The following is a 20,921-nucleotide window of genomic DNA, read 5'->3' as shown; positions in this document are numbered from 1 at the left end:
TCAAACCTATTGCGGAAGCATGTCCTTGAGGCGGAAGAGCGCGATGCGCTCGACCTGTTTGCAGGCGGTCTCGAATTCGACGCCGCGGCTGTTGCCGATGCGCCTTTCGAACTCCGCCAGGATTTCTTGCCTGGTCTTGCCCTTCACCGCGATGATGAACGGGAAACCGAAGGTGGTGACGTAGGCGGCATTGAGCTTGGAAAACAGCTCGCGCTCCTTGTCGGTCAGCTCATCGAGGCCGGCCGAAGCCTGTTCCCTGGCCGATTCAGCCGTCAGCCGCCTGGCCCTTGCCAGCTTGCCGGCAAGGTCGGGATGGGCGTTGAGCACGCCGAGCCGCTCCGTTTCGCTTGCGGCGCGGAAAACGCGGCAGAGCGCATTGTGCAGGCCGCCGGCGCTGTCGTGCGCCGGGCCAAGTTCCAGCCCGTAAGCGCGCTCGGCTATCCACGGTGAATGTTCGAAAACGCCGCCGAAAGCATGCACGAAGGCCTCGAATTCCATCCTCGAAGGGCGCAGCGCCGGCGGCTTGTATGGATGGGTCTCGCCCCAATGCCTGGCGATGTCGATACGCCGCGCCAGCCAGACCTTGTCGTGCGACTTCACATAGTCGACGAAGCGCTTCAGCGCCGCCACCCGCCCCGGCCGCCCGACGAGGCGACAGTGCAGGCCGATATTCATCATGCGCGGCCGCCCAGCCTTGCCTTCGGCATAGAGCGTGTCGAAACTGTCCTTCAGGTAGGCGAAGAACTGGTCGCCCGAGTTGAAGCCCTGCGGTGTGGCGAAGCGCATGTCGTTGGCATCGAGCGTGTAGGGGATGATGAGCTGTGGCCTGTCGGTCCCGTCATCCGCGAACCAGTAGGGCAGCTCGTCGTCATAAGTGTCGGAGACGTAGTCGAAGCCGCCTTCCTCCGCCACCAGCCGCACGGTGTTGACCGACGTCCGGCCGGTGTACCAGCCCGTCGGGCGCGCGCCTGTCACTTCGTAGTGCAGCCGGATCGCCTCCTTGAGGTCGCGGCGCTCGTCCTCGGCGCTGTGGTCGCGGTAGTCGATCCATTTCAGTCCGTGCGAGGCGATCTCCCAGCCGGCATCCTGCATCGCCGTCACCTGATCGGGCGAGCGGGCGAGTGCCGTGGCGACGCCGTAACAGGTCACTGGCACCTCGGCCTCGGTGAACAGGCGAAGCAGCCGCCAGAAGCCTGCCCGCGCCCCATATTCGTAGATCGATTCCATGTTCCAATGGCGTTGGCCCGCCCAGGGAGCCGCGCCGACGATTTCCGACAGGAAGGCTTCCGAAGCCTTGTCGCCATGCAGGACGCAGTTCTCGCCGCCTTCTTCGTAATTGACGACAAATTGCACGGCCACATGCGCGCCACCGGGCCATTTGGGATCCGGCGGATTGGCTCCGTAGCCGCGCATGTCTCTGGTGTAACGCATCGTCCCTCCCACGGGGCATCGCCCGAAGTATGATCAGGATATCGAAAGGGTGCTTCTCGCATTCCCCCGAAAATTTTTGAAAGTGTTTTTGTCGCACTCCGCTCGACCGGGACTTATGCATCGCCTTTAATTGGCGCACAATTCATCAGCAATGTTTGGCTGTACCGGCCGGTTTGTTCGTATTGGAATGGGAGGCGGACAATGGCAGAAACGTCGAAAATCGATGGCGGGCGTCTGACGACCCATGTCCTGGATACGGCAACCGGCAAGCCCGCGGCGGGATTGTCGATCGCGCTCTACCGGATCGATGGCCCGTCCAGGACGCATCTGAAGACGGTCGCCACCAACGCCGACGGCCGTTGCGACGCACCGCTTTTGGCCGACGCGGATTTCCAGACCGGCGAATACGAGCTGGTTTTCGCCGCTGGTGACTATCTGCGGCGCCAGGGAACGAAACTGCCCGAGCCGGCCTTCCTCGACACCGTGCCGATCCGCTTTGGCATGGCGGATGCCGTGCACTATCATGTGCCGCTGCTCGTCTCGCCCTATGGCTATTCGACTTACAGGGGGAGCTGAGACGTGGCCGAGGTCAAGATCCGCAACGACATCCGCTTTATCCTCAACGGCAGGGATGTCGTGCTGTCATCCGTGGCGCCTGACGCGACCTTGCTTGACTGGCTGCGGCTCGACCGATCGCTGCGCGGCACCAAGGAAGGCTGCGCAGAAGGCGATTGCGGCGCCTGTACCGTACTGGTCGGCAGGCTTTCCGCCGGCGAACTGGTCTATGAAAGTGTCAACGCCTGCATCCGCTTCCTGGGTTCGTTGGACGGCACCCATGTCGTGACGGTCGAGCATCTCCGTGGAACGCCGGGCCAGTTGCACCCGGTGCAGCAGGCGATGGTGGATTTCCACGGCTCGCAATGCGGCTTCTGCACGCCAGGCTTCGTCATGTCGCTTTACGGCTTGTGGATGAAATCACCGGAGCCGTCGGACGCGGCCATCGAAAAGACCTTGCAGGGCAATCTCTGCCGCTGCACCGGCTATGAGGCGATCATGCGCGCGGCTCGCGCCATCTCCAGCTACGGCAAAGCACAGAAGGATCCGCTTGCGCTGGAGCGTCAGTCGATCATGGCCAGACTCGAGGCGATGGGCGACGGGGCACGGATCGAAATCGGCGCCGGCAAGGCGCGGCTCGTCGTGCCGGCTGACGTTGACGATTTCGCCGCCGTGCTCGACAAGGAACCGGGCGCCACCATCGTCGCCGGCTCGACCGATGTCGGTCTCTGGGTGACCAAGCACATGCGCGATATTTCGCCTGTCATCTTCATCGGCAATCTCGACGGGCTGTGCGCCATTGCCGAGGACAAGGACGTGATCTCGATCGGCGCCGGCGTCACCTATTCCGATGCCTTCGCGATGCTGTCGAAACGCATCCCGGCGCTCGGGCCATTGTTCGATCGCATCGGCGGCGAACAGGTGCGCAACATGGGCACGATCGGCGGCAACATCGCCAATGGCTCGCCGATCGGCGACACACCGCCGCCATTCATCGCGCTCGGCGCGCGGCTGACGCTGCGCCGTGGAAGCAAGCGGCGCACAATCCCGCTCGAGGATTTCTTCATCGCCTATGGCAAGCAGGACCGGCAGGCCGGCGAGTTCGTCGAGGCCGTGCATGTGCCGGTTCCGGCAAACGAAACGAAGTTCGCCGTCTACAAGATCACCAAGCGCCGCGACGAGGATATCACCGCCGCCCTCGGCGCGTTTTTTCTGACCTTGGCCAGGGACGGCACCGTGGCCGATATCCGCATCGCCTATGGCGGCATGGCGGCGACGCCGAAGCGGGCTGCGAACGTCGAGAAGGCACTGCTCAGCAAGCCCTGGACCGAAGAAACAGTCGAGGCTGCGATGGCCGAATACGCAACGGATTTCACGCCGCTCACCGACATGCGGGCGAGCGCTGAATATCGGGCTTTGGCGGCGAAAAACTTGTTGTTGCGTTTCTTTGTCGAAACCACCGGCACCAGGGCACCATTCCAGGTGTCGCGCAACGAGGCGGCATGATGAACAAGCACGCCAGCGCCAATTTAAAGGCCGAAAAGATCGTCGGCGGCGTCGCCACAGACCAGCGCCATGATTCCGCGCACAAGCATGTCAGCGGCAGCGCCGTTTACATCGATGATATGCCCGAACCGGCGGGCACGCTGCATGGCTGCCTCGGCTTGGCCACGGCCACGCATGCCACCATCGCCAAAATGGACCTGTCGGCGGTGCGCGCCGCCCCCGGCGTGATCGACGTGCTCACGGCAAAGGATGTGCCGGGCGAGAACGACATTTCGCCGACCGGGCGCCATGACGAGCCGGTACTCGCCGACGGCGAGGTACAGTTTTTCGGCCAGCCGATCTTTTGCGTGATTGCCGAGACGCGCGAGCAGGCGCGGCGCGCCACGAGGCTGGCAAGGGTCGAATACGAGGAATTGCCTTTCGTCACCGACATCGGCGCGCTCGATCCGAGCAAGGACAAACTCGTCACGCCGCCTCTGACGCTGAAGCGCGGCGACGCGGCTGCTGCGATCCGTCAGGCCCCCCGCCGGCTGAAAGGAACAATGCGCGTCGGCGGCCAGGAGCATTTCTACCTCGAAGGGCATATCGCGATGGCGGTTCCCGGCGAGGATCAGGACGTCACCATCTATTCCTCGACGCAGCATCCGAGCGAAGTCCAGCACATGGTTGGTCATGCACTCGGCGTGCCGAGCAACGCCATTACCGTGGAAATGCGTCGCATGGGGGGCGGCTTCGGCGGCAAGGAAACGCAGGGCAACCAGTTTGCAGCGCTGGCCGCGATCGCCGCCAAGAAGCATCATCGGGCAGTGAAAATCCGGCCCGATCGCGATGACGACATGATCGCCACCGGCAAGCGGCACGATTTCCTCATCGACTACGAAGCCGGCTTCGACGATGAGGGCAATATTCTCGGCGTCGACTTCATGTTCGCGGCGCGCTGCGGCTTTTCTGCGGACCTTTCAGGCCCGGTCACCGACCGCGCGCTGTTCCACTGCGACAACACCTATTTCTGGCCGGCGGTGCATGCGCAGTCGGCGCCGCTCTACACCAACACGGTCTCGAACACCGCCTTTCGCGGCTTCGGCGGCCCGCAAGGCATGGTCGGCGCCGAGCGCATCATCGACGAGGTGGCGTTTGCCGTCGGCAAGGACCCGCTTGAGATCCGCAAGCGGAATTTCTATGGAACCGCCGACCGCAACGTCACGCCCTACCACCAGGTGGTCGAGGACAACATCATCCACCGCATCGTCGCGGAACTGGAAGAAAGCGCCAGCTATGCAAGGCGCCGGCGCGAGATCTCGGCCTTCAACAACAACAGCCGCTTCATCAAGCGAGGCCTCGCACTGACACCGGTCAAATTCGGCATCTCGTTTACCGCCACGCATTACAACCAGGCCGGCGCGCTGGTGCATGTCTACACCGACGGTTCGGTGCATCTGAACCATGGCGGCACCGAGATGGGGCAGGGCCTCAACGTCAAGGTGGCGCAAGTGGTGGCGCAAGAGTTCCAGATCGATCTCGACCAGGTGAAGATCACCGCGACGACCACCGGCAAGGTGCCGAACACCTCGGCCACCGCCGCGTCGTCCGGCACCGACCTCAATGGAATGGCGGCGCAGAACGGCGCCCGCCAGATCAAGGACCGGCTGACCGATTTCGCCGCCGAGAAATACCAGGTGCCACGCGACCAGGTGCTGTTCCTGCCCAACAGGGTGCGCATCGGCAACCAGGAGATACCTTTCGCCGACCTCGTCAAGCAGGCCTATATGGCCCGCATCCAGCTTTCGGCGGCCGGCTTTTACAAGACGCCGAAGATCCACTGGGACCGCGACAAGGGCGAGGGCCGTCCTTTCTATTATTTCGCCTATGGCGCCTCCTGCTCGGAAGTCTCGGTCGACACGCTGACCGGCGAATACATGGTCGAACGCACCGACATCCTGCACGAGACGGGCCGCTCGCTGAACCGCGCCATCGACCTCGGCCAGGTCGAGGGCGGCTTTATCCAGGGCATGGGCTGGCTGACGACCGAGGAACTGTGGTGGGATGACAAGGGCCGGCTGCGCACGCATGCGCCCTCGACCTATAAGATCCCGCTGGCGTCGGACCGGCCCAAGATCTTCAACGTGACACTGGCCGATTGGCCGGAGGCCGGTGAGCCGACGATCCATCGCTCCAAGGCGGTCGGCGAGCCGCCCTTCCCGCTCGGCATGTCGGTGCTGCATGCCCTGTCCGACGCGGTGGCAAGCGTCGCCGACCACAGGATCTGTCCACGTCTCGATGCGCCTGCGACACCGGAACGCGTGCTGATGGCGATCGAGCGGCTGAAGAAAGAGGCGAAGACCTGACTCCGGCAAAACGTGCAAAACAGGCCGAAAAGGCCTATATTTCCCGACAGGGAATGTAAAAAATGAACACGACTGTGCAAAGCCTGAAAGCCTTTCTTGGCCAAACCGGCCGGGTCGCGCTCGTCGAGGTCGCGGCGACGAAGGGCTCGACGCCGCGCGAGAAGGGCGCCTTCATGCTCGTCTCGCAAGCAGCGACATCGGGCACGATCGGCGGCGGCCAACTGGAATATATGGCCATCGACAAGGCACGGCAGATGCTGGGCTCTTTACCCTCCTCCTTGCGGGGAGGGTCGGCGAGCGGACGCCGCGAAGCGGCGTCAGCGAAACGGGGCGGGGGAGCGGCGTTCACAGATCCCTCGACGACGACGTCGTCCAACCCTATCCACAAGGGGGAGGGTGAAGAGACCCGCCCCGACGCCCACGTGATCCTCGACGTGGCGCTCGGCCCGGAGATCGGCCAATGCTGTGGCGGGCGTGTCGAAGTGTCGATCCGCCTCGTCGATGCGACGTTGGCGCAGGAGCTGATTTCGGCCGCGGAAGTCGAGCAGGCTGAACTGCCTTGTGTCTACATCTTCGGCGGCGGCCACGTCGGCCAGGCGCTGGCCTCCGCGGTCGCCCTTCTCCCTGTGCACCCCGTTGTCATCGAAACACGGGCAGACGCGCTTGAAGGAATGCCGCAAGCCATCGAGACGCGGCTGACCCCGATGCCTGAAGCCGAGGTGCGCAACGCGCCTGCAGGCAGCGCCTTCGCCATCCTCACCCATGATCATGCGCTGGACTTCCTGATTGTCGCCGAAGCCCTGAAGCGTGATGACACCGCCTATGTCGGCATGATCGGCTCAAAGACCAAGAAAGCGACATTCAGGAATTGGTTCCTGAAGTCGGCTGAGGGCACGGAAGCGCAGTTTGCCCGCCTCGTTTCCCCAATTGGCGGTGATGCCGTGAAAGACAAGCGCCCATCCGTCATTGCCGCGCTAGCGGCCGCCGAGATCATGACGGCGCTGGTCAATCACGGCGCCGCGGCAAATGCCGAGCACCAGGTGCCGCATGATAGGACGACGGCCGGGTAAGGTCACGTCGCGGCTATACCGGTTGCTTCAAGCCCAGATGATCGCGCAGTGTGCGGCCCTCATAATCCCTACGAAACAGGCCGCGCCGCTGCAGCTCCGGCACGACCAGGGTGGCGAAGGCATCGAGTTCGCCGGGGAAATATGACGGCATGACGTTGAAGCCGTCCGCCGCACCGCCCTCGAACCGGGCCTGGAGTTCGTCTGCGATCTGCACCGCGGTCCCGACGATGCGCCAATGGCCGCGTGCGCCAGCGAAATGGCGGGCAAGCTGGCGGATGGAAAGGCCGTCGCGGCGCGATTGCTCGATGACCAGGGCCTGCCGGCTTTTCATGCCTTCGCTCTCCGGCAATTCGGGCAGCGGCCCGTCGAGCGGATAGCGCCGAAGATCGGAGATGCTGAGATAGCTGGACAGCAGCGCTACGCCGACGTCATCGGGGATCAGCTCCTGCAGCTCCTCGTATTTCGCCCGCGCTTCCGCTTCGGTTTCCGCCACCACCGGGGCGACGCCGGGCATGATCTTGATGTCGTCCGGTTCGCGTCCATAGGCCGCCAGACGGCCCTTGAGATCGTCGTAGAAAGCCTTCGCTTCCGCGAAAGTCTGCGCGGCGGTGAACACCACATCGGCGGTGCGAGCGGCGAGATCGCGGCCGACATCCGAGGCGCCGGCCTGAACCATGACCGGGGCGCCCTGCGGCGAACGCGGCAAATCGAGTGGATCGCACACCGAAAAGCTCTGGCCGTCATGGCCGGAGGCGCCGAGCTTGCCGTGCCAAAGCCTGGTGACGACTTCGGCGAATTCTCGTGCCCGTTCATAACGATCGGCGTGGGGTCTGAGACCCGTTGCGCCGAAGTTGGCGGCCTCGATCGGGCTGGCCGACGTGACCAGGTTCCAGCCGGCGCGCCCGCCGCTCAGCTGGTCGAGCGAAAGGAAGGTTCGTGCCAGCCCGTAAGGCTCGTTGTAGCTGGTCGAAGCCGTGGAGACGAGGCCGATGCGGCTGGTCTGGACAGCGAGTGCGGAAAGCAGGCTGATCGGCTCGAAGCCGATCGAACGCGAGGTCTGGCTGGCGATGCTGACATCGGCTTCGCGCAGGCCGGCCGCATCCTCGCAGAACAACAGGTCGAATTTCGCCGCTTCCGCCGTGCGCGCCAGCGCGACGTAATGATCGATGTCGATCCCGGCCTTCACATGGGCCTGGGGATGCCGCCAGGCGGCGATATGGTGGCCCGTCGCCCACAGAAAGGCGCCGAGCTTCATCTGGCGCGGGGTCATCGGTCGCCTCCGCCGCTGAGTCCCAGATGCGAGCGCAGCGTTGTGCCCCCATAGCTCTGTCGAATCACGCCGCGCCGCCGCAGCTCCGGCAGAACGCGATTGGTGAAATCGTCGAGCGCTGAAATGTGCGCGGAGAGCCGGATGTTGAATCCGTCGCAATTGTTCGCCCGGAATTCTTCCTCCATCCTGTCGGCCAGCCCGGCGACGCCGTTGGCGGCGAGGGATATGTCAGCCAATATCCTCACGGCATCCGGTTCGCGCCCGGACGCGGAAACGCGGCGCCTGAATTCGTCATGGCGTGCCTTGCGCCGCGCTGCCTGCCTTTCGTCCAGCAGGATGACATCGGCTGTGCGCGCGGCAATGTCGAGGTCGCCTGCCGCCAGGCCGGACAGGACCAGAACCGGCGTATCCTGCGGCGAACGCGCCACGTTCAGCGGTCCGCGCACGGCGAAGAATTCGCCCTTGTGGTCGAGCTGGTGCATTTTTCCGGGATCGTGAAAGCGGCCGCTGTCTTTGTCGAACAACAGCGCGTCCGCCTCCCAGCCATTCCACAAGCCCTGGACGATGCCGATATATTCCTCGGAGCGGCGGCGAAACTCGTCGCTGGAAAATCCATCCGGCCGGCTGAAATTGGCCGCCTCGCTCGGCGCCTGCGCCATGGTTGCGTTCCATCCGGCGCGACCGTGGCTGATGATATCGAGCGAGGCGAACCGGCGCGCCAGATTGTAGGGCTGGTGGGCAACCATCGACGCGGTGGCGACCAGCCCGATCCTGCTCGTCACGGTCGCCAGTGCGGCAAGCAGGGTCGTCGCTTCGAACGGGTTGCCCGACCCGGCCCTGCCCGGCGGCGCATCGTCGAGAACAATCATGTCCAGCCCGGCCGCTTCCGCCCGCTGCGCGAAGCCGGCCAAGTCGCTGAAGGTGAGCGCGCCGGCCTGCCCGGCCGTGGAGGCAATGTTGAGCGAAACGGTGAGATGCATTGTGGCTAGCTCGTCAGTCGGCGCAAAGCCCATCGGCCATGAGGCGGCATCCGCGAACCTAAGTTCGCCTTCGCGCAAGGCAACCCTTGCGACTGGGCCAGGAGCCGCTCACTTGCCGACCAGTATGTCCTTGATCAGCCGCTGGCAGCGCTCGGCCATGAAATCCAGCAGCAGGCGCACCTTCGGGTCCTGCAGCTTCTTGTGCGGATAGACGGCGGCGAACTGCACCGGCGTCGGCGGCGTGCCGGCCAGGATGATCTTCAGCCGCCGGTCGCGGATGAACGGCTCGACCTCGAAGCGCGGCTTGTTGATGATGCCGCGCCCCGACAGCGCCCAGCCGGTCAGCACGTCGCCATCGTCCGTATCATAGGGCCCGTGCACCTCGAATTTCTGCGGCCCGTTCGGCGTCTGCAGGGTCCAGACATATTCGCGCGCGCCGGAATAGCGCAGCATCAGGCAATCGTGCTTCCTGCTGATCAGTTCCTGCGGCTCGGCCGGCTCTCCGCGCGCCTCCAGATATTTGGGTGCCGCGACCAGCACCCGCTCGCATTCCATGATGCCGCGCATCCTGAGGCTGGAATCTTCGATGATACCGAGTCGGAAGGCGACGTCGATGCCCTCTTTCATGATATCGACATTGTGATCCGAGAGCCTCAGCCGCACTTCGATATCAGGATATTTGTCGTGGAAATCGGGAATACCCGAGGCGACCAGGCGGCGGCCGAGGCCGAGCGGCGCGGTCACGCGGATGGTGCCGCGCGGCTGACCTGAAAGGGCGGAAACCGCGGCCTCCGCCTCGGTGATCGCTTCCAGCACCTGCTTGGCGCCGGTGTAGAACACCGTGCCATGCTCGGTCGGCATCAATTGTCGTGTCGTGCGGTTGAACAGCCGCACACCAAGGTGCTTCTCCAGCTCCTTGATGCGGTTGGAAGCAACCGCCGGCGAAATGCGCATGTCGCGCCCGGCCGCCGACAGATTGCCGAGCTCGACCACGCGGACGAAGACGGCGATGTTGTCGAGATAGGCCATGCGGTTCAGGGGCTTTCAATCAAGCTGTGTGCGAGCAACCTAGTATTTTCCAATTTTTTTTGAAAGTCATCGCACACCTCGCCTCTTTCCGTTTGCGCGCCACACCGTAAAGTCGCTTCATCGGCAGGGACGACTTCAATGATGGATTTCGCTATTTTCTGGGACTGGCTGAGCTTTGCCGTGCGCTGGCTGCACGTCATCACCGGCATCGCCTGGATCGGCTCGTCCTTCTATTTCGTCGCGCTTGATCTCGGTTTGCGCCAGCGACCGGGCATGCCTGTCGGCGCCTTCGGCGAGGAGTGGCAGGTGCATGGCGGCGGCTTCTATCACATCCAGAAATACCTGGTCGCGCCGGCCGAGATGCCGGAACACCTCACCTGGTTCAAATGGGAATCCTACGCCACCTGGCTGTCCGGCTTCGCCATGCTGTGCGTGGTCTACTATGCCGGGGCCGACCTGTTCCTGATCGATCCCAACGTGCTGCCGATGTCTGTGCCGGTCGGGATCGTCCTGTCGATGGCGACGATCGGCGTCGGCTGGGTGGTTTATGACCTGCTCTGCCGTTCGCCGCTGGGCAAAAGCGATACAGGCCTGATGCTGGTGCTCTACTGCGTGCTGGTGTTCATCGCCTGGGGACTGACCCATCTGTTCACCGGCCGCGCCGCTTTCCTGCATCTGGGCGCCATCACCGCCACGATCATGTCGGCCAATGTCTTCATGGTCATCATCCCCAACCAGAAGATTGTCGTCGCCGACCTCATCGCCGGCCGCAAGCCGGATCCGAAATACGGCAAGATCGCCAAGCAGCGCTCGCTCCACAACAATTACCTGACGCTGCCGGTGCTGTTTCTGATGCTGTCGAACCATTACCCGCTGGCGTTCGGCACTGAGTTCAACTGGATCATCGCCTCCCTGGTGTTCATCATCGGCGTGTTGATCCGCCACTACTTCAACACCGTGCACAAGCGCGCCGGCAACCCGCACTGGACCTGGCTGGGCGCCCTTGTCCTGTTCCTCATCATCGTCTGGTTGTCCACCGTGCCGAAGGTGTTGACCGGCGAACCGAAGGCGTCCGCCTCGGCGCAAGTCTATATCGCCTCGGCCCATTTCCCGGCCGTGCGCGACACCGTGCTCGGCCGCTGCTCGATGTGCCATTCACAGGAGCCGGTCTACGAGGGCATCTACCATGCGCCCAAGGGCGTGATGCTGGATACCGACGCCGGCATCGCCGATCATGCCCGCGAGATCTATCTGCAGGCCGGCCGCAGCCATGCCATGCCGCCCGCCAATGTCAGCCAGATCACCGACAAGGAGCGGGCGCTGCTGGTGGCCTGGTTCGAAGGCGCGGGGGAATAAGCATGACATCGACACTTCTGCGTGGCCGCACGCTGTCCTTCGTGCGCTGGCCTGAAAGCATCGATGATCATTCCGCCTGGCGCTACGAGGAGGATGGCGGCCTGCTGATCCACGACGGCGGGATCGTCGCTGCGGGCGCTTACGTCGATGTTGAAAGGAAGGCAGGCGAGACAACGAGAAGGATTGATCACCGGCCGCATCTGCTGCTTCCGGGCTTCATCGATGCCCATGTGCATTTCCCGCAGATGCAGATCATCGCCTCCTACGGCGCGGAACTGCTCGATTGGCTGAACGCCTACACTTTCCCGGAGGAGACGAAGTTCGCCAATGCGCAGCATGGCCGGCGCGTCGCGCGGCTATTCCTCGACGAGATGGTGCGCCACGGCACCACGACGGTTGCCGCCTACTGTTCCGTGCACAAGGCCTCCGCAGAAGCTTTCTTCGCCGAGTCGCATGACCGCAACATGCTCAACATCGCCGGCAAGGTGATGATGGACCGCAACGCGCCCGATGGCGTGCTCGACACGCCGCAATCGGGCTATGACGACAGCAAGGCGCTGATCAAGGAGTGGCACGGCAAGGGCCGGCAGCTTTATGCCATCACCCCTCGCTTCGCGATCACCTCGTCGCCGGAGCAGATGGAGATGGCCGGCGCGCTATGCCGCGAATACCCCGACCTGCACATCCAGACGCATCTGTCGGAAAACCATGCCGAGATCGCCTTCACGCAGGAGCTTTATCCGTGGTCGCGCGATTACACCGACGTCTATGAGCATTACGGGCTGTTGGGTAGAAAGAGCCTGCTCGGCCATTGCATCCATCTGTCGGAGCGGGAAGCGGACGCGCTTTCGGACAGCGGCTCCGTAGCCGTGTTCTGCCCGACCTCGAACCTTTTCCTCGGCTCCGGCCTGTTCGATTATCAGCGCTACCGCACCCGCGATAAAGCCCTCCGCATCGCCGCCGCCACCGATGTCGGTGGCGGCACCAACTATTCCATGCTGCGCACCATGGACGAGGGCTACAAGGTGATCGCGCTGAACGGCGAGAAGCTGAACCCGTTCCAGTCCTTCTGGCAGGTCACGCGCGGCAACGCCGAGGCGCTGTCGGTGGCGCAAAGGATCGGCACGCTGGAGGAAGGCACCGATGCCGATATCGTCGTGCTGGACGCCAGGGCGACGTCGTCGATGCGGCTCAGGATGGAGACCGTCGAGACGCTGGCGCAGGAACTCTTTCTCTTGCAGACGCTGGGCGATGATCGCGCCGTGCGCGAGGTCTATGTGGCGGGTCGGCCGGCAAAAACCGATTTGGCAATTTAGAACGTGACGGCGCGTTCCTTGCTTGACCCGGGCTTGACCCAGCGGCAACCATCCGTCAAAGCGTGCGGCGACGTTGAAAGGGGAACGACATGGCCGTTGCCGAAGACATCGCTCTGATCAAGAGACAGGAGGAAGTCCTTGTCTTTCCCGCCTTCGACGAGGCAGTCGCGTTCAGTGTCGGGTCCGCGATCCGCGACAGGGCGCTCACCGAGAATCTCCCGGTCATAGTCGACATCAGGACCTTCGACCGGCCGCTGTTCTACGCCGCCATGCCGGGCTCGAACGCTTCCAATCCCGACTGGGCGCGGCGCAAGATCAACGTCGTCAAGCGGTTCCTGAAAAGCACTTACCGCATGGTGCTGGAACAGCAGCGCCCCGACCGCACTTTCAAGATCGGCGAGGGCCTGGATATTGCTGACTACGTGCTGGCCGGCGGCGGCTTTCCCGTCACGGTCAAGGGTGTCGGGGTCATCGGCGTCATCGCCGTCTCCGGGTTGCCGGAGCGCGAGGATCACGGCGTGGTGGTCGATGCGCTGTGTAATCATTTGGGCCTCGACAAGCGCGAACTGGTATTGCCGCCGGAAGAAAAATCGTGACATCGGCGCCGCCCCTCATCCGCCTGCCCGTCCTTCGCAGCAGCTGCGCTGTAGCTGCTGCGGGTGGAAGTGAAACGCTCCACCGCTGGCTATCCCCCTATGCCCGTTCTTCACGGGGAGAGGGTCGGGGTGAGGCGCAACGTCAGCTCTGCAAGAATGCGCGAAACGCTGCTGGCTGCCGGATATGACCATTCTCGATCCCAAATCCTTCCTCACCTCCATCTTCAACGCCGCCGTCGCCGCCGCCGATCCGGAAAAGACCATCCGCTATCATTTGCCGGTCAGGCCCAAGGGCCGCACCATCGTGATCGGCGCCGGCAAAGGCTCGGCGCAGATGGCGGCGGCCTTCGAGAAAGCATGGGACGGCCCGCTCGAAGGACTGGTCGTCACCCGCTACGGCTATGACGCGAAATGTGAGCGCATTGAGATCATCGAGGCGGCGCATCCGGTGCCGGACGCCGCCGGGCTCGAGGCTTCGCGGCGGCTGCTCGGGAAGGTGCAAGGGCTGACCGCCGACGATCTGGTGGTGGCGCTGATTTCCGGCGGCGGTTCGGCGCTGCTGCCGTCACCGGCAACCGGCCTGACATTGGCCGACGAGATCGCCGTCAACGAGGCGCTGCTGGCGTCGGGCGCGCCGATCGCGGCGATGAACACCATCCGCAAGCATCTTTCCACCATCAAGGGAGGCCGGCTGGCCGCCGCCGCCTGGCCGGCCAAAATGGTGTCGCTGGTTGTCTCCGATATTCCCGGTGACAATCCGGCGCTGGTCGCATCCGGCCCGACCGTTCCCGACACCGGCAGCCGGGCGGATGCGCTGGCGTCGATATCAGCCTACGGCATGAACCTGCCGGCCTCGGTCATGGCGCATATCAATTCACCGGCCGCCGATGCACCAATTCCCGGGGATGAGCGCTTTTCGCGCAACGAGGTGCATCTGATCGCCTCCGCCGGCGTGTCGCTCGAAGCAGCCGCAGCGGAAGCGAGCCGACAGGGCATGGAAGCTGTCATTCTCTCGGATGCCATCGAAGGCGAAGCCCGCGAGGTGGGCGGGGTTCACGCGGCCATCGCGCGCGAAGTAGCGACACGCAATCGGCCTTTCTCAAAGCCGGTGCTGATCCTGTCCGGCGGCGAGACCACGGTGACGCTGCGTGCCAAGGGGAAAGGCGGCCGCAACTCCGAATTCCTGCTCGCCTTCGCCATCGGCATCAATGATGTGAAGGGCATTCACGCCCTGGCCGCCGACACCGACGGCATCGACGGCTCGGAGGACAATGCCGGCGCCTTCGCCGATGGTTCCACGGTCGCGCGCATGCGCGCGGCCGGCATCGACGCCAAGGCGATGCTGGCAGGCAACAATGCCTGGACGGCTTTCAACGCGGTCGGCGATCTGTTCGTGCCCGGTCCGACCGGCACCAATGTCAACGATCTCAGGGCCATCCTGATTCGCTAATCGTTTGGATCAGGCAGCCATCAGCCGCTTCACCTGCTTCATGTCGTCAAGGAACCGTTCTCGCTCGGCCTCCTTGTCCGCACGGTCACGGATGCGCAGGATGAAGGATGGATGGATGGTGATGAACACACGCATGCCATCTTCCCGCTCGATCGCCTGGCCGCGCATCTTCGTCACCGGAACCGCCTTGCCGAGCAGCGACAATGCCGCCGTTGCGCCAAGCGCCACGGCAAGGTTCGGTTTGATCAGTCCGAATTCCTGGTCGAGCCACCAGCGGCACGCCTGAATCTCGCCGGCGTTCGGCTTGGAATGAATGCGACGCTTGCCGCGCGGCTCGAACTTGAAGTGCTTGACCGCATTGGTGACGTAGACTTTCTGGCGGTCGACCCCGGCGTCGTCCAGTATGGCGTCGAACACCCTGCCGGCCGGGCCAACGAAGGGAGCGCCGGCGAGATCTTCCTGATCGCCGGGCTGCTCGCCGACGAAAATCACCTTGGCGCCGTCAGGCCCTTCGCCGAACACGGTCTGCGTCGCATCGCGCCACAGCGGGCAGCGGTGGCAAGCCTTCGCTACCTCACGCAGCTCCGAGATCGAGGTGACATCTGGCAGTGGCTCGTCGGACGGCCCGGAAATGCGCCTGGCCGGCCTCTTCGCTTCATGCGTTTGGCCTGTGGTCGCCATCATCCTGTCCTGTCGGTTCTGACACTGAAATGGACGGGAAGGGCGATGGTTCCTCCGAGGGCTCAGACCTCGTGCAGATAGAGGTGATAGTCCAGCTCGCTGACCGTGCGCGCCACGCGCAGGTATTCGGACTGCTTGATCGCCACGAAGGTGCGGTGCAGGTCTTCGCCAAGCGCGCCTTTGAGGAAGCTGGACGCTCTGGCCCCCTCGATCGCCGCGCGCCAGTCGACCGGCATGGTCGTGCGCGTCACCGCCGCCTCATAGCCGTTTCCGGTCGTCTCGGGGCCGGGGTCGAGGCCTTCGTCGAGCCCTTTGACGATGCCGGCAAGCACGGTTGCCGCGATCAGATAGGGGTTGGCGTCGACGCCCGACGGCCGATGCTCGATGCGCCGGTTCCTGGCGTCGCCCGCCGGCACGCGCAGCGCCACCGACCGGTTGTTGACGCCCCAGGTCGGCGCCACCGGTGCATAGGATTGGGAGACGAAGCGCCGCCAGGAATTGGCGTGCGGCGCAAACACCAGCATCGATTCCGCCATGGTCTGGATCAGGCCGCCCAGCCCGCGCAGCAGTGGCAGCGACCAACTCTCGCCACCGGCCTCCGAAAAAACGTTTCGGCTAGCCTTGTCCTGCAGCGAGACGTGGAAATGCATGCCGGAGCCGGCATATTTCTCGATCGGTTTGGCCATGAAGCAAGCGGTGACGCCATGGCGGCGCGCCTGCGCCCGAACCAGCCGTTTCAGCATGACGAGGTCGTCGGCCGCCCGCATCACATCCTTGCGGTAGTTCAGCGTCAATTCGTACTGGCCGGGCGCATATTCGGAAATCACGGTCTCGGCCGGAATGCCCTGTGCCTTGGCCGCGGCATAGATGTCGGTAAACAGCGGCTCCATGCCGTGCAGATGGTCGACCGAGTAGACCTCGGTCTTGCCCGAGACGCGGCCATCCAGCACGGCGTGCGCCGGCTGCACCTTGCCGTCGCTGTCGCGCTCATTGGCGAGGAGAAAAAATTCGAGCTCGAAGGCGCCGGCCGGGTACAGCCCCTTGGACGCCAATATGTCGACCTGCCTTGCCAGCGCCAGCCGCGGGTCCGATGACATCGGCGCGCCGTCGAGATGATACATCGCCATCAGCACCTGGCCGCGCGGCGGGTTGGTCCCGTGGAGCGGCACCAGCGTGCCAGGAATCGGCCAGGCGCGCAGATCGCCGTCGCCGGTGGTCCAGATCAGCCCGGTCTCGTGCACGTCCTCGCCGGTGATGTCGAGGCCGAGGATCGAGATCGGCATGTGCCGGCCGCCTTCGAAGATGGCTTTCAGCTCGTGCCGGCGCACGATCTTGCCACGGCCGACGCCGTTGGCATCGGTCAGCACGATATCGAAGGCTTCGATCTCAGGATGGGCGTCGAGAAAGGCCTGCGCCTCGGTGGGCGTCGAGCCCGAAGGTGAAGTCATGATGGAGCCCGGCCTGGCTTGCGCGCCTGTCTGTTGGGTGGCTTGTCTCATGCCGCAAGCTCCGCCGCAACTGCGCCGAAGGCGGTGATCAGCCGGTTGACCTGGGCGCCAGTGGTCGCCGGAGAGATCAGCATCATATTGTGGAAGGGCGCGATAAGCACGCCGCGATTGACCAGCGCGACATGGATGGCGGCTTCGAGTTCCGGCGCGTGCGCGGCCTCCGCCTCCGCCCCATTGCGCAGCGGGCCCGGCGCGCAGATGAATTCGACGCGGGCGCCGACGCGGGCGACATGCCATGGCAGGCGGTAGCGGTCGATGACCGTGGTCAGCCCGGCATCGAGCCGCCGCGCCAGATGATCCATGCGGTCGTAGTTCTCGGCCGTCATCACTTCTTCGAGCGCGGCGCGCATCGCGGCAAACTGCAGAGGATTGGCCGAGAGCGTCGTGCCCATGCCGGAATAACCCGGCTCTTTCGTCCTGTTGTAGTCGGCGTAGCGCGAGGCGACCTCTTCGCTCATGCCCCATACGCTTGCCGGTACACCACCGGCGATCGGCTTGCCTAGCACGAACAGGTCCGGCTCCAGCCCGTATTTCGCGGAATAGCCGCCCGGTCCGGTCGAGATCGTATGCGTCTCGTCGATCAGAAGCAGCGTGCCGGCCGCGCGGGTCAGCTTTCGCAGCGCCTCGTGGAAACCGGGATCGGCCAGCACCATGCAGGAATTGGTCAGCACCGGTTCGGCGATGACGCAGGCGACATCCTTGTCCCTGAGCGCTGCCTCCAGCGCGGCAACGTCGTTGAACTCGATGACCTTGGCCGTGCGGGTCAGGTCGCGGAATTCTCCGGCCAATCCGGGCCGGTTGGCCGGCTTGCCGTCGATCAGCCGCACCATCGTCTCGTCGACAGAGCCGTGATAACAGCCGTTGAAAACCAATATCTTTTCTCGCCCGGTGACGGCGCGGGCAACGCGCAGCGCGAAGCGGTTGGCATCGGTCGCCGTCGTGGCGATCTGCCAGAACGGCAGGCCGAAGCGCTGTTGCAGCAGCGGTCCAATGGCGAGCGCATCTTCCGAAGGCAGCATGTATGTCAGGCCGCGTCCGGCCTGCCGGCGGATGGCGCGCGCTATCGCCGGCGGCGAATGGCCGAACATCGATCCGGTGTCGCCGAGGCAGAAATCGTCGAGCCTGTTGCCGTCGATGTCGGTGATCGTAGCGCCTTTGGCGCTCTCGACCAGGATCGGAAACGGCGTCGGCCAGTCGTTCATCCAGTGCATCGGCACGCCACCGAAGAAGCCGGGCAGGCCGTTGCCGGCCTTGGCTTGCGATTTCGGCCGCGCCTTGCGGAAGCTGGCGCCTTCGGTATCCCGCAATGCGGCAATGCGGTCGCGGCTGACGCCGCCAATGGACGTGTGGGCGCTGTGCATGAAACCCCTCTCTGGCGCAGTAGTGGAGTAGTGGGGTAGGCGCTCAACGGCCCGGATGCTCTAAACCCGCTCCCATATTGCCCTACTCCCCTACTCCCCTAACCCGTGATGTCGATAACGCCGCAGTCGCCGGCGGCACTGCCGAAGGCGATGCGGCGTTCTTCCCTGTCCCACATCATCGAGGTGATGGCGCCCTTGCCGGGGCGACGCAACAGCACTTCCTTGGCGTCGGAAAAACGCACCGCCATCACCATGCCGTCCTCATAGCCGATGGCGACGACATCCTGGCTCGGATGGCAGGCGACTGAGGTCACCATCGCATTGCCGCGCGTACCGAGTTCCAGCGGCGCCTTGCCCATTGGCCCGTCCTTGCCTGAAAACGGCCAGACGATCGCCGCCGGCGCGCCGGAACTCGCCAGCCACTTGCCTTTCACGCTCCATGACAGGCTTTTGACCTTGGCGGGATAGCCGCTCATGCGCATGTGCTTGCCGTCCGCCAGCTTCCAGCCGTGCAACGCGTTTTCCTGCATGGTGGTGACCAGGAAGGCGCCATCCGGCGAGAAGGTGATGCCGGTATGGGCGCCGGCCCATTCGAGCTCCACCGGCTTGCCCTCGGCGGCCGGGAAATGCAGCGTCGCGCCATTGTAGCGCGCGACGCCGAAGCGCATGCCCTTGGGCGAAAATGCCAGCCCCTCGACCGAACGCGGATGGGCGAACTCTTTTGTGTGGCCGTCGGCAAAGCGCACATAGGCGGTCTTGCCTGTAGCGTAGGCGATGGCGCCTTGCGGGCCAGCGGCGACGCTGGTGACCCACTTCTTGCCCGCGCTCGCCAATTCCTTGGCCTCGCCGCCCGCTTTCACCGCAAACACCTTGCCGTCTTCGCCGCCGGTGAGCAGCCGGTCATTGGCGGCATCGTGGAAGGCCGCGAGCAGCCCGTCATTGGCCTGCACCGTCTTGTGGCCATTGTCGAGCCGATGGACGGTGCCGTCGGCCAGCGCGAAATGCGGCACGTCGCGGAGGAAGGCGGCGGCAAGGCAATGGCCTTCGAGATCAAGCGGGGCGACGGTCGGCATGTAGGACAGGTCCATTCCAGATTGTTGCTGGTCGTCTCGGGAGCCGCCAGCGCGCCAGGCGCGGCCCCACCCTCTCCCGCAAGGGGAGAAGGAAGAGCGGGCAGCGCTACCGCCATAAAGTCCGGAAATCAAGCGGCCTGGCAGGCCTCGAAGCTCTTCCTCAGCCGTTCGGGGTCCAGTTCGCGACCGATGAACACCAGCCGGCTCTCATGCTTCTCGCCGTCTTTCCAGGCGCGCTGGTGGTCGCCCTCGATGATCATGTGCACGCCCTGGATGACGTAGCGCTCGTCGTCGCCCTTCAAGGCGATGATGCCTTTCAGGCGCAGGATGTTCGGCCCCTCCATCTGGGTGACCTTCTCGATCCAGGGGAAGAATTTCTTCGGATCCATCTCGCCTCCCCGCAGCGAAACCGACTGCACCGTCACGTCATGGATGTCGGATGGGTGCGCGTGATGGTCGTGTCCATCGTGGTCATGATCGTGCCCGTCATGATCGTGGTGGTGATGATCGTGGTCGTGGTCATGATCATGATCATGACCATGGTGGTCGTCATGCGCCTCGAGGAAATGCGGGTCGTTCTCCAGCGCCCTGGACAGGTCGAAGGCGCCGCGGTCGAGCACTTCCGACAGCGCCACGCCGGCGCGGGTGGTGCGATGGATCCTTGCGGCCGGGTTGATGGCGCGGATCGTCGCTTCCACCTTGGCCAGTTCTTCTGGTGTGACGAGGTCGGTCTTGTTGAGCACGACGACGTCGGCGAAGGCGATCTGGTCCTCGGCTTCCTTGGAATCCTTCAGCCTGAGCGGCAGGTGCTTGGCGTCGACCAGCGCCACCACGGCGTCGAGCTTCGTCTTGGAGCGCACGTCGTCGTCCATGAAGAAGGTCTGCGCCACCGGCACCGGATCGGCGAGACCCGTGGTCTCCACCACGATGGCGTCGAAGCGGCCGGGCCGGCGCATCAGGCCCTCAACGACGCGGATCAGGTCGCCGCGCACCGTGCAGCAAACGCAGCCATTGTTCATCTCGTAGATTTCCTCGTCGGACTCCACGATCAGGTCGTTGTCGATGCCGATCTCGCCGAATTCGTTGACGATGACGGCGTAGCGCCTGCCGTGGTTTTCCGACAGGATACGGTTGAGCAGCGTCGTCTTGCCGGCGCCGAGATAGCCGGTCAGAACGGTTACGGGGATCTGCGTCTGTGCGTCGCTCATGGCTTGCCTCGAATGGATGGGCCTTGAAAGATTTCGGCGGCCTCGAAAGGGATTGTCGGCTCCATATAGGATGCGCGGCGGGCTTTTGCACGAGGCAAACCGCGAATGGCTGCGGTCCAATCCCTAGGTCAGCGTCTCGTCGAACTAGGCGGCTGGCGGCGCCCTGCAGGCCATGCGGTATCGGTG

Annotated in this window: 17 protein-coding genes; 8 read left to right on the top strand and 9 right to left on the bottom strand. The window is 64.2% G+C overall.

The window, feature by feature from the left end; all coding sequences use genetic code 11:
* Positions 1–6: 6 nt before the first annotated feature.
* A complete protein-coding gene (gene puuE / locus FJ986_RS10625) occupies positions 7–1,431 on the bottom strand; it encodes an allantoinase PuuE (RefSeq protein ID WP_140674217.1) in 1,425 nt (474 codons plus the stop codon).
* 201 nt (positions 1,432–1,632) lie between these two features.
* On the opposite strand from puuE, the gene uraH reads away from it, so the two are divergent.
* The 4 genes from uraH to xdhC all read left to right on the top strand — a co-directional run bounded on the left by uraH (position 1,633) and on the right by xdhC (position 6,907).
* Positions 1,633–2,007 (top strand): hydroxyisourate hydrolase, encoded by a 375-nt coding sequence (uraH, locus tag FJ986_RS10620; RefSeq protein ID WP_140674215.1) that lies wholly within the window; start codon positions 1,633–1,635, stop codon positions 2,005–2,007.
* A 3-nt stretch (positions 2,008–2,010) separates the two neighbouring features.
* Positions 2,011–3,492, top strand: a complete 1,482-nt coding sequence (gene xdhA / locus FJ986_RS10615; protein WP_140674213.1) for a xanthine dehydrogenase small subunit — start codon at positions 2,011–2,013, stop codon at positions 3,490–3,492.
* Positions 3,492–5,837, top strand: coding sequence for a xanthine dehydrogenase molybdopterin binding subunit (gene xdhB / locus FJ986_RS10610; protein WP_140674228.1), 2,346 nt, complete (start codon positions 3,492–3,494; stop codon positions 5,835–5,837). The genes xdhA and xdhB overlap by 1 nt, the downstream gene beginning before the upstream one ends.
* Before the next feature lie 62 nt (positions 5,838–5,899).
* Positions 5,900–6,907 carry a xanthine dehydrogenase accessory protein XdhC gene (xdhC, locus tag FJ986_RS10605; protein WP_140567843.1) on the top strand — a complete coding sequence of 336 codons (1,008 nt, stop codon included), beginning with the start codon at positions 5,900–5,902 and terminating at the stop codon, positions 6,905–6,907.
* Between the two features lie 13 nt (positions 6,908–6,920).
* Here the strand turns inward: xdhC and FJ986_RS10600 are convergent, their stop codons facing one another.
* The 3 genes from FJ986_RS10600 to FJ986_RS10590 all read right to left on the bottom strand — a co-directional run bounded on the left by FJ986_RS10600 (position 6,921) and on the right by FJ986_RS10590 (position 10,186).
* Positions 6,921–8,177, bottom strand: a complete 1,257-nt coding sequence (locus tag FJ986_RS10600) for an LLM class flavin-dependent oxidoreductase (RefSeq protein WP_140633664.1) — start codon at positions 8,175–8,177, stop codon at positions 6,921–6,923.
* Entirely contained in the window at positions 8,174–9,157 is a 984-nt protein-coding gene (locus tag FJ986_RS10595) for an LLM class flavin-dependent oxidoreductase (protein ID WP_140633661.1), read from the bottom strand. The genes FJ986_RS10600 and FJ986_RS10595 overlap by 4 nt, the downstream gene beginning before the upstream one ends.
* A 108-nt stretch (positions 9,158–9,265) precedes the next feature.
* A complete protein-coding gene (locus FJ986_RS10590; protein WP_140501163.1) occupies positions 9,266–10,186 on the bottom strand; it encodes a LysR family transcriptional regulator in 921 nt (306 codons plus the stop codon).
* Between the two features lie 138 nt (positions 10,187–10,324).
* On the opposite strand from FJ986_RS10590, the gene FJ986_RS10585 reads away from it, so the two are divergent.
* The 4 genes from FJ986_RS10585 (at position 10,325) to FJ986_RS10570 (ending at position 14,904) form a co-directional block, all read left to right on the top strand.
* Complete coding sequence (locus tag FJ986_RS10585) at positions 10,325–11,542, top strand: urate hydroxylase PuuD (RefSeq protein ID WP_140674211.1); 1,218 nt, start codon at positions 10,325–10,327, stop codon at positions 11,540–11,542.
* A 2-nt stretch (positions 11,543–11,544) separates the two neighbouring features.
* Complete coding sequence (gene guaD / locus FJ986_RS10580; protein ID WP_140525601.1) at positions 11,545–12,858, top strand: guanine deaminase; 1,314 nt, start codon at positions 11,545–11,547, stop codon at positions 12,856–12,858.
* A gap of 89 nt (positions 12,859–12,947) precedes the next feature.
* The gene (locus FJ986_RS10575) at positions 12,948–13,454 is read left to right on the top strand and encodes a heme-degrading domain-containing protein (RefSeq protein ID WP_140580611.1); all 507 of its coding nucleotides are present in this window, start codon (positions 12,948–12,950) and stop codon (positions 13,452–13,454) included.
* A gap of 184 nt (positions 13,455–13,638) precedes the next feature.
* Positions 13,639–14,904, top strand: a complete 1,266-nt coding sequence (locus FJ986_RS10570) for a glycerate kinase (protein ID WP_140525599.1) — start codon at positions 13,639–13,641, stop codon at positions 14,902–14,904.
* A gap of 9 nt (positions 14,905–14,913) precedes the next feature.
* Here the strand turns inward: FJ986_RS10570 and FJ986_RS10565 are convergent, their stop codons facing one another.
* The 5 genes from FJ986_RS10565 to FJ986_RS10545 form a co-directional block, all read right to left on the bottom strand.
* Positions 14,914–15,651, bottom strand: a complete 738-nt coding sequence (locus FJ986_RS10565; RefSeq protein WP_224647248.1) for a UdgX family uracil-DNA binding protein — start codon at positions 15,649–15,651, stop codon at positions 14,914–14,916.
* Positions 15,648–17,033 (bottom strand): glutamine synthetase family protein, encoded by a 1,386-nt coding sequence (locus FJ986_RS10560; RefSeq protein ID WP_140525625.1) that lies wholly within the window; start codon positions 17,031–17,033, stop codon positions 15,648–15,650. Before FJ986_RS10560 ends, FJ986_RS10565 begins: the two co-directional genes overlap by 4 nt.
* A 47-nt stretch (positions 17,034–17,080) precedes the next feature.
* Positions 17,081–18,454, bottom strand: a complete 1,374-nt coding sequence (locus FJ986_RS10555; protein ID WP_140558757.1) for an aspartate aminotransferase family protein — start codon at positions 18,452–18,454, stop codon at positions 17,081–17,083.
* 98 nt (positions 18,455–18,552) lie between these two features.
* Positions 18,553–19,527, bottom strand: coding sequence for a WD40 repeat domain-containing protein (locus FJ986_RS10550; RefSeq protein ID WP_140525596.1), 975 nt, complete (start codon positions 19,525–19,527; stop codon positions 18,553–18,555).
* 128 nt (positions 19,528–19,655) lie between these two features.
* Positions 19,656–20,735 carry a GTP-binding protein gene (locus tag FJ986_RS10545; RefSeq protein ID WP_140501147.1) on the bottom strand — a complete coding sequence of 360 codons (1,080 nt, stop codon included), beginning with the start codon at positions 20,733–20,735 and terminating at the stop codon, positions 19,656–19,658.
* Positions 20,736–20,921: the final 186 nt, after the last annotated feature.

It is taken from the genome of Mesorhizobium sp. B1-1-1 (assembly GCF_006442955.1).
Lineage (GTDB): Bacteria > Pseudomonadota > Alphaproteobacteria > Rhizobiales > Rhizobiaceae > Mesorhizobium.
The sequence above is the reverse complement of the archived record's forward strand: the minus strand, read 5'-3'. Positions and strand labels throughout refer to the sequence as shown.

What these genes read in the sequence shown, in the direction of transcription:
- puuE (WP_140674217.1), bottom strand. Translation starts at nt 1,431, where the DNA reads ATGCGTTACACCAGAGACATGCGCGGCTACGGAGCCAATCCGCCGGAT.
- uraH (WP_140674215.1), top strand. Translation starts at nt 1,633, where the DNA reads ATGGCAGAAACGTCGAAAATCGATGGCGGGCGTCTGACGACCCATGTC.
- xdhB (WP_140674228.1), top strand. Translation starts at nt 3,492, where the DNA reads ATGAACAAGCACGCCAGCGCCAATTTAAAGGCCGAAAAGATCGTCGGC.
- xdhC (WP_140567843.1), top strand. Translation starts at nt 5,900, where the DNA reads ATGAACACGACTGTGCAAAGCCTGAAAGCCTTTCTTGGCCAAACCGGC.
- FJ986_RS10600 (WP_140633664.1), bottom strand. Translation starts at nt 8,177, where the DNA reads ATGACCCCGCGCCAGATGAAGCTCGGCGCCTTTCTGTGGGCGACGGGC.
- FJ986_RS10595 (WP_140633661.1), bottom strand. Translation starts at nt 9,157, where the DNA reads ATGCATCTCACCGTTTCGCTCAACATTGCCTCCACGGCCGGGCAGGCC.
- FJ986_RS10590 (WP_140501163.1), bottom strand. Translation starts at nt 10,186, where the DNA reads ATGGCCTATCTCGACAACATCGCCGTCTTCGTCCGCGTGGTCGAGCTC.
- FJ986_RS10585 (WP_140674211.1), top strand. Translation starts at nt 10,325, where the DNA reads ATGATGGATTTCGCTATTTTCTGGGACTGGCTGAGCTTTGCCGTGCGC.
- guaD (WP_140525601.1), top strand. Translation starts at nt 11,545, where the DNA reads ATGACATCGACACTTCTGCGTGGCCGCACGCTGTCCTTCGTGCGCTGG.
- FJ986_RS10575 (WP_140580611.1), top strand. Translation starts at nt 12,948, where the DNA reads ATGGCCGTTGCCGAAGACATCGCTCTGATCAAGAGACAGGAGGAAGTC.
- FJ986_RS10570 (WP_140525599.1), top strand. Translation starts at nt 13,639, where the DNA reads ATGACCATTCTCGATCCCAAATCCTTCCTCACCTCCATCTTCAACGCC.
- FJ986_RS10560 (WP_140525625.1), bottom strand. Translation starts at nt 17,033, where the DNA reads ATGACTTCACCTTCGGGCTCGACGCCCACCGAGGCGCAGGCCTTTCTC.
- FJ986_RS10555 (WP_140558757.1), bottom strand. Translation starts at nt 18,454, where the DNA reads ATGCACAGCGCCCACACGTCCATTGGCGGCGTCAGCCGCGACCGCATT.
- FJ986_RS10550 (WP_140525596.1), bottom strand. Translation starts at nt 19,527, where the DNA reads ATGCCGACCGTCGCCCCGCTTGATCTCGAAGGCCATTGCCTTGCCGCC.
- FJ986_RS10545 (WP_140501147.1), bottom strand. Translation starts at nt 20,735, where the DNA reads ATGAGCGACGCACAGACGCAGATCCCCGTAACCGTTCTGACCGGCTAT.